7 protein-coding genes are annotated in these 7,897 nt (G+C 67.3%); 2 read left to right on the forward strand and 5 right to left on the reverse strand.

Going from position 1 to position 7,897, the window contains the following annotated elements; translation table 11 throughout:
• The first annotated feature begins 51 nt into the window (after positions 1-51).
• Positions 52-2,376 (forward strand): heparinase II/III family protein, encoded by a 2,325-nt coding sequence (locus tag AB1634_07900; protein MEW6219442.1) that lies wholly within the window; start codon positions 52-54, stop codon positions 2,374-2,376.
• A gap of 32 nt (positions 2,377-2,408) precedes the next feature.
• Positions 2,409-3,116, forward strand: a complete 708-nt coding sequence (locus AB1634_07905; GenBank protein MEW6219443.1) for a GTP pyrophosphokinase — start codon at positions 2,409-2,411, stop codon at positions 3,114-3,116.
• A 29-nt stretch (positions 3,117-3,145) separates the two neighbouring features.
• Here AB1634_07905 and AB1634_07910 read toward each other — a convergent pair whose 3' ends face one another.
• The 5 genes from AB1634_07910 to AB1634_07930 form a co-directional block, all read right to left on the reverse strand.
• Positions 3,146-3,925, reverse strand: a complete 780-nt coding sequence (locus tag AB1634_07910) for a hypothetical protein (protein MEW6219444.1) — start codon at positions 3,923-3,925, stop codon at positions 3,146-3,148.
• 126 nt (positions 3,926-4,051) lie between these two features.
• Complete coding sequence (locus AB1634_07915) at positions 4,052-4,813, reverse strand: type 1 glutamine amidotransferase (protein ID MEW6219445.1); 762 nt, start codon at positions 4,811-4,813, stop codon at positions 4,052-4,054.
• Between the two features lie 78 nt (positions 4,814-4,891).
• Positions 4,892-5,719, reverse strand: coding sequence for a hypothetical protein (locus tag AB1634_07920; GenBank protein ID MEW6219446.1), 828 nt, complete (start codon positions 5,717-5,719; stop codon positions 4,892-4,894).
• An 88-nt stretch (positions 5,720-5,807) separates the two neighbouring features.
• Positions 5,808-7,124, reverse strand: a complete 1,317-nt coding sequence (locus AB1634_07925) for an ammonium transporter (protein ID MEW6219447.1) — start codon at positions 7,122-7,124, stop codon at positions 5,808-5,810.
• A 60-nt stretch (positions 7,125-7,184) separates the two neighbouring features.
• Entirely contained in the window at positions 7,185-7,523 is a 339-nt protein-coding gene (locus tag AB1634_07930; protein ID MEW6219448.1) for a P-II family nitrogen regulator, read from the reverse strand.
• Positions 7,524-7,897 lie beyond the last annotated feature (374 nt).

Consider the following 7,897-nt stretch of genomic DNA (forward strand, 5'->3'; position numbering starts at 1 on the left):
CGTACGCACCCGGAGCCGCTTTTCATGAGTCCTGTCGGTCCCAGATGTCCTATGCCCTGTCCTGGCCAGACCTCCTCATCCTGTGTCGCACCGGGGAAAGCGGGTATCTTCGCCTTCCTTGTCTTCGTCCTTCTCCTCACCCCCCGGACGGTTTCGGCCGTCGAGCATCCGTTTCTGCTCTTTGCGGCCCAGGAGCTGCCCCGCCTGCGGGCCGCCGCTGCCACCACCCATAGCGAGATCTGGCAGGCCATTCAGGGCTTCGCCGACCAGCACCTGGGCCAGGTGCCGCCCGGCGCCCCGGCCTCCAACCAGGCCATCATGGCTGCCGGCAACAAGATCCTGCCCTTCGCCTTTGCCTTCCGTCTCACCGGCGATGCCCGTTACGGCCTCCTGGCCAAATCCTGGATCCTCGGGGTGTGCAGCTATCCCCACTGGGGCTTGGCCAACAAGGTGGACAACGATCTGCCGGCGGCTCATCTGGTGACCGGGGTCAGCCTTGGCCTGGACTGGGCCTGGGAGGCCTTCACCCCGGCGGAGCGGCGCCTGGTGCTGGCCAAGCTGACCCTCCAGGCGGACCGCCTGCTGGCAGCGGCCCGCTCCGGGTGGTGGGGGCCGGCCCTGGGCTCCAACCACAACTGGGTGAACCACGCCGCCTTGGGGCTGGCTGGCCTCCTCTTGCCGGCGGTCACCGGCCAGGACCACGGCTGGCTCCTGGCGGCCCAGAACAACACCGACGCCGTTCTGGCTGACCTGGCCGGGGTGGGGGACGGCAGCCATCACGAGGGCATCCATTACGCGGACTACGGCGCCCGGCGGCTGGTGCTCCTGCTGCAGGCCCTGCGCCAGAATGGTCATCCGGACCGCTTTGACCATCCCTGGCTGCGGCAGCTGGCTCGCTGGCACCTCTACGTCACCCTGCCCAACCCGGAATTCGTCCTCAACATCGCCGACAGCTACTACCCCTTCCAGGGCTCCCTGGCCCTGATCCGGGGACTGGCCGCCGAGTACCGGGATGGCCACGCCGAGTGGCTGGCCCGGCAATGGCTGGCCAGGCCGACCATCGCCACCAGCGAGACCCGGGCCACCCACGCGCCCCTGGAATTCCTTGCCTTCGATCCAACCGTGGCCCCGCAGCCGCCGGATGACCTGCCCACCTCCACCCTGTTCCCGGACTGGGGGGTGGCGGTGATGCGCTCCGGCTGGGAGCCGGACGCCACCTATCTGGCCTTCAAGAGCGGCGCCCCGGGCGGTCGCTTCCGCTTCGAGACCGCCCGGCGCACCGGCGATACCCAGGCGGTGGGCTTCGGCCACAACCATCCTGATCAGAACTCCATCATGCTCTACAGCCAGGGTCTGCCCCTGGCCCTGGATCCCGGCTACCAGATGCCGAAATGGAGCCGGGATCACAACACGGTCATTGTCGATGGCCAGGGTCAAGTCGGGGAGGGCTGGCTGTGGCTCCGGAGCAACGAGCCGGAGCTTTTGGCCAGCGACGGCGCCATCGCCCAGCTGACTTCGCTGCCCGGCTTCGACTACTGTCTCGGCCAGGCAGCCAACGCCTACCCCGATCATCTGGGGTTGACCCGCTTCGATCGCTCCCTGCTTTTCATCAAGCCAAACCTGGTGGTGATGACCGACCGCCTGGAGGCCGACCAGCCCCATCGCTACGAGCTGGTGCTGCGCAACCTGGGCGATGGCTTCCAGCTCCAGGAACGCTGGCTGGTGAGCCGGATGGGGCTCGGCCGTCTTGCCACCTGGATCGCCGCGCCGCGGGCTTTCCGGCTGGAGGTGGATCATGGCCGCGGCCCGCACAACTGGCAGTACCCCCAGGGGGTGCCGGGCCCCTGGCACCGCGCCCGGCTGCGGCCGGCCGAGGAGGCCACCACGGCGCGCTTCACCACGGTGCTCTTCCCCGGCCGGGCCGATGAGGATCTGCCCCTGGTGGGCCAGGCGGCCAGCGGCGCGGCCCGGCGGATCGCGGTTCAGGATGGGGCAGACCTGGATCTCATCTTTCTGGCCAACGGCTCTGCCAGCTGGTCCTTTCCCAGCGCCGCCTCCGACGGCCGCCAAGTGGTGCTGCGGCGCCAAGACGGCCAGTTGGCCCGGCTGCTCCTGCGCCAGGGCAGCTACCTCGCCCTCCAGGGCGAGGCGGGCCGTTGGACCCCGGTGGTCCAGGCCCTGGGGGGCTCGGCCACGGTGGAGGTGGACTACGAGCCCGGCGCGGTGGCGGTCAGCTGCCAACCCGGGGACGAGGCGCCGAGCCTGCTGGCGGTCCACGCCCCGGCGGCGGAGACGGTGCTGCTGAACGGTGTGGCGCAGCCTTTCGCGCGGGATGGAGAGCTGGTGCTCCTGCGGCTCGGCCGGGCGGATGGCTGAGGCCTGCGGCCTGGCACCAGAGAGGATGAGCCATGGCTGACGGGCAGCTCTCCCCGGATCAGCTGCGGCAGCGGGCGGTCCGGTTCTTCGGTCGCTATGGCCAGGAGCTGGAGGCCATCCGCCAGCTCCTGCACATCCGGCTGGGCCAACTGGCCCTGGCCTACACCCTGGAGCATGGCCTGCCCCGGGATGCGGTACTGGTCATCAGCCGCACCAAGACCCTGGGCAGCTTTCTGGCCAAGCTGGAGCGGCAGGGCTGGCCCCAGTTCTATCTGCCCTCCGAGGTGGTTCAGGACCTGGTGGCGGCCCGGGTGGTCTGCTGGTTTCTGGACGACTGCTACGGCATGCTCCGCTTCGCCCAGGAGAGCCAGAACCTCTTGGTGGTCCCCGACTCGGTGGACGACTACAACCGGCAGCCCAAGCCCTCCGGCTACCGGGCCATCCATCTTCTGGTTCGGGTGCCTTACGACCGGGTGGCCGAGAAGGATGGCCGCCACCAGCTGGTGGCGGACCATCTGCGCGCCGAGGTGCAGATCCGCACCAAGCTCCAGGACGCCTGGGGCGAGCTCACCCACGAGATGCACTACAAGATGTCCACCCCCTTGCGCCAGCAGTACGACATGCTGGTGGCGGCCATGGCCGACCGCCTCTGGGCCGAGGACCGCTCCGCCGAGGCGATCCGCCAGCTTTTGCGGCGGGAGCGGCCGGCGAAGCACCGGGAAGGGCTGCGGGGCAGCTGAGGCCGGGATGGTCGTACGCCCGGCGGCGGTCACGATCCTTGGCCGGTGCCCTCGGTCTGCCCCGGCCGGGACACCGGTGGCTTGCGGCTGGTGAAAAAGGCGATCTCCTCGCCGGTGTGGCCCAGGAAGGCCTGGCTCGCCAGGCGGTGCAGCTGCTGGCGGATGCTGTCCAGGGGGGGGATCGGCGGCAGGACCGTCAAGTAGTGGCTCACGGGTGGCAAGGGCCGCAGCTCGAGCCTGGCGGCCAGCTCGCCGGCAATGTTGGGCTCCAGGCCCCCTTCCAGGCCGTCCCGCAAGGCCGAGTCGCCCAGGGAATGGAAGAAGCCGAGGATGGCGGACAGGTCGTTCTGGCGGGAAAACTGGCTGATGTCGGCGTTGATGGCGGCCAGATCCAGCTCCAGCTCCTGGAGCTTCTCCCGGTAGAGCCGGACATGGCCCTCCAGCCGATCGTAGCACTCGAAGACCAGGTTGCGGAAGCGGCGGAAGCGGGTGAGCCCGCCCATGTGCAGGCCCTCGAAGACCCGGGCGCGGATGGTGGGTGACTCGGTGAGATAGGGGTCGTAGTAGAGCTCCTGGTCGATGCCGCACAGCGCCAGGAAGGCGTGGATGAGGCCCTCGTCCTTGAGCAGGATGTAGAGGCGCACCAAGTCGAAGCTGATCCGCTTTTCCAGGATGAAGGTGTACTGCTGCACCTTGCGCTGGAAATCCCCCTCCTCCTCCTCGATGAGCTTCCGGAAGCCGAAGTAGCGCTCGGCGATGTCCTGTTTGATCTCGTCCCCCAGGGCGTCCTCGATGGCCTGTCGCTTCACGCTCTCCCCCCTCCTTTCCCTTGCCGTTTCTCCTGCCTCCCGGGTGGCCTGCGGGACTGGCGTAAGTCAGTCCAGCATCCCGTACGGCAACGGGTCAAGGGAAAACGCGGAGGGGGAGAGGGCGGGTCAGGCCGTCCGTTTCCGGGCGCCGGCGGGGGCGATGCCGGCCAGGGTCACGAAGTTGTCGAAGAAGCGATGGAACTGGCCGGCAATGATGTCCTGATGCTGGCGGGCATCGGCCAGAATGCGCTCGGGCGCCAGGTCTTTGCCGGCCACCATGGCCTCGAACCAGGACCGGTCGCTGGCCAGGAAGCCGGCCACCTCCTCGGGGCTGCCGGCGTGGTTGTCGAATTGCAGGCCGAGCAGGTGGGGGCGACCGGCCACCCCGATGGCCTCCACCTGACACTCGGCGGAGGTCATGAGCACGGTCAGGTTGTGGGGCAGGGGCTCCAGAACGGTCTGGCCGTGCCACTTGAAAAGGGGAAACCGGTGGTCGAGATGGGCGAGCGCCGGATGCTCGCGCCCGGCCTCGGTGACGTGGCCGGTGATGAATCCCAGGCTGGGGGTGAAGTTCTTGCCCACCCGGGCGCCCAGGGCGTCGGCCAGGAGCTGGTGGCCCAGGCAGAAGCCGAGATAGGGCCGGTCGTCGGCCAGGGATCGGGCGATGGCCTCCTTTTCCGGCCGCAGGAAGGGGTAGCGATCCTCCTCGTCCACGTTGGGGCTGCCGCCGAGAACGATGAGGGCGGCGTAGGGGGTGAGGTCCGGAATCCGCTCCTGCCACACCCGCACGATCTCGAGCCTCAGGCCGTGGCGCTGGCAGCCGGCCAGGAGGTTCCGGCCCGGCCCCTCCCAGGGGGTATGCTGGAAGACGCAAGCTCGCTTGTTCATGGGTCTCCTCCGGCAACAGCATCTTGTCTTCGGCCGGCCATTCCCGGGCCGATAGCGGCCCGGGAAAGGCCGGCTGTCTCAGAAGGCCATGCTCACGGTCACGCCACCGTAAACGATGGAGCTCTCGTCGTCCTGGAAGTTGGTCAGGTTGTCCGCCTCCAGGCGATCGGAGGCGGTGTTGCTCAGGGCAAAGGACCAGGCCACCTGGGGCGATACGGTGAAGATCTCGCCCACCGGGATGGTGAGGGCGGCGGAAAGCACACCGTCATGGAGGCAGGAGAACTCGTCGGTGCTGTTCACCTTGGTGAAGGCGTCGTCGTCGGAGTTGTAATAGCCGGCCCGGGCGCCCAGGTCCAGGGAGATGGTGTCGGTCAAGGGGAAGGAGTGGGACACCCCCAGGGTGACATACCAGCCTGGAATCAGATCGATGTCCCGGTAGATGGTCAGCGTCGGGGACAAGAGGGTGTCCAGGCCCAGCTTCACATAGAGCTCCTGGGTGTCGTCGGAACTGACGATGTCGAGGCCGTAGTAGATGTAGCCGACCCCGTAGTTGAGCATGCCGTAGGAGCCGTCGTAGGAGAGGGTGAGGTCGGTCTCGTTCCAGTCGCTGGCGTTGTCCTGGGGATCCGGTGTGGTGGGGTCCGAGTCGTAGCGGTCGGTGTCCATGTTGCCCCAGAGGTTCATGCCAAAGCCCTTGTAGCCCACGGTGAGGGAGGGCTGGACGACCACGCTGTGGCGGCTGAAGATCCAGCCCCGCCAGACATACTGGGACAGGGCGCTCACCGCCAGGGTGGCGGAGGGCTTCTCCGGCTCCTCTTCGGCGAATGCGCTGGCTGGGGTGAGGAGAGGAGCGGCCGCCATGGCGGCCAGGACGAGGACGGTTGCGGTGCGGCTTGTGGTGCGCATGGGATCTCCTTCGCTTCCTGGGTGATGAGGATTTCAAGGCTCCGGATGGGCCGGTGGCCGGCGCCAGCCGGAGACGGCTCGTGACGGGCTACTTGGTGACGAAGTCGTGGTAGGCGTGGGCGCCATGCTCGCCGATGTCGAGGCCCTCCATCTCCTCCTCCTCGCTGACCCGCAGGCCCATGGTCAGGGCGATGATCTTGAAGAGGATGAAGGCCAGGCCAAAGGACCAGACAAAGGCCGCGCCGATGCCCAGGGCCTGGACCCCGATGACGCTGGCGGAGGCGCCTTCCAGGTTGAAGAGGCCGGCGGCCAGGGTGCCCCAGGCGCCGCAGACGCCGTGCACCGAGACCGCGCCCACCGGGTCGTCCACATGGATGCGATCGAAGAAGAGGACCGACAGCACCACCAGGATGCCGGCGATGGCGCCGATCAGGATCGAGCTGGTCGGGCTGACGTTGGCGCAGCCGGCGGTGATGCCCACCAGGCCGGCCAGGGCGCCGTTGAGGCTCATGCCGATATCCGGCTTCTTGAAGATGATCCAGGAGGTGAGCATGGCCAGCACCGTGCCGGCGGCACCCGCCAGGTTGGTGTTGACGAAGATCATGGCAATATCCTTGTTGCCGGCGGTGGTGGAGCCGGGGTTGAAGCCGAACCAGCCCAGCCAGAGGATGAAGACCCCCAGGGCAGCCAGGGGGATGTTGTGGCCGGGGATGGCCTTGGGCTTGCCGTCCTTGCCGAACTTGCCGAGGCGCGGTCCAAGGGCGATGGCGCCGGCCAGGGCCGCCCAGCCGCCGATGGAATGGACGACGGTCGAGCCGGCGAAGTCGATGAAGCCCAGGGACTCCAGCCAGCCCTTGCCATTGAAGAGCCCACCCCAGGCCCAGGCACCGAAGACCGGGTAGATGAGGGCGCTGATGACGACGGAATAGAGGAGGTAGGCCGTGAACCTGGTCCGCTCGGCCATGGCGCCGGAGACGATGGTGGCGGAGGTGGCGGCGAACACCACCTGGAACATCCAGAAGGCCAGCACCCAGGGGTCGCCTCCCGGCACGAAGTCGGACAGGAAGAAGCCGGTGGTACCGAACCAGCCGCTGGTGGTGGCCCCGAACATGAGGCCGAAGCCGACCGCCCAGTACACCAGGGAGCCGACGGCAAAGTCGAGCAGGTTTTTCATCATGATGTTGACGGTGTTCTTCTGGCGGGTGAAGCCGGCCTCCACCAGGGCGAAGCCGGCCTGCATGAAGAAGACCAGGGCTGCGGCCACCAGGGTCCAGACATAGTCAAGGTGGGTCTGGACGCCGGCGATGGCCTCGGCGTTGCCGGTGACGGTGGGGGCTGCGGGCTCCTCGGCCCAGCCCAGAACTGGCGGCGCCAGCATCAGCGCCAGGAGAATCAGGGTTTTCATGGTCGGTCTCCTTGTTGCGGGAAGAGGGATTGGGGATGGATGCGCCCGGGGCCGGGCTGGCTAGAGGGCTTGGCTGTCCCGTTCACCGGTACGGATGCGGCAGACCGACTCCACCGGCAGAACGAAGATCTTGCCATCTCCCACCTTGCCGGTCTTCACGGTTTCGATGATGGTGGCGACCACCCCATCCACCAGGGCGTCGTCCACCACCACCTCCACCTTGACCTTGGGGATGAAGTCCACCACGTACTCGGCCCCCCGGTAAATCTCGGTGTGACCCTTCTGCCGGCCGAAGCCCTTCACCTCCGAGACGGTCATCCCTTGGACCCCGGCGACATGGAGGGCGTCCTTGAGGGCGTCCAGCTTGAAGGGCTTGATGATTGCTTCGATCTTCTTCATGACTGTGTGCCTCCTGAAGGTTTCTGGGCCGCTGCCGGTCACGGCCACCGGTGCCGGCCAGGGCGGCCCTGGTGCGTCGGCTTGCCATGGCCTAAGCAGCCGGCGTGCCAAGTTTCAAGGCGCCAGGGGTGTATTTGCTAATTACCTGGAATTATTAGATTCTATGCATGTCTCTCTGGAGGCGCAGGGGTGAAGCGGCTGGCAATTCATTACATTATCGAAATATATTGGCTATAGTCTGAGGCAATACACTTCGAATTCGTAATGGGTAGGCCCTTTTCGGGGGATGGGGCAGCGGGCAGGCGGGCAATGGGCTGATCCGGAGCCGGAAGGCGCCATTGGGCTGACGATTTTGTAAAGAAGGGGGGTGGAGC

Source organism: Thermodesulfobacteriota bacterium, from assembly GCA_040755095.1.
In the GTDB taxonomy this organism is placed as follows: domain Bacteria; phylum Desulfobacterota; class Desulfobulbia; order Desulfobulbales; family JBFMBH01; genus JBFMBH01.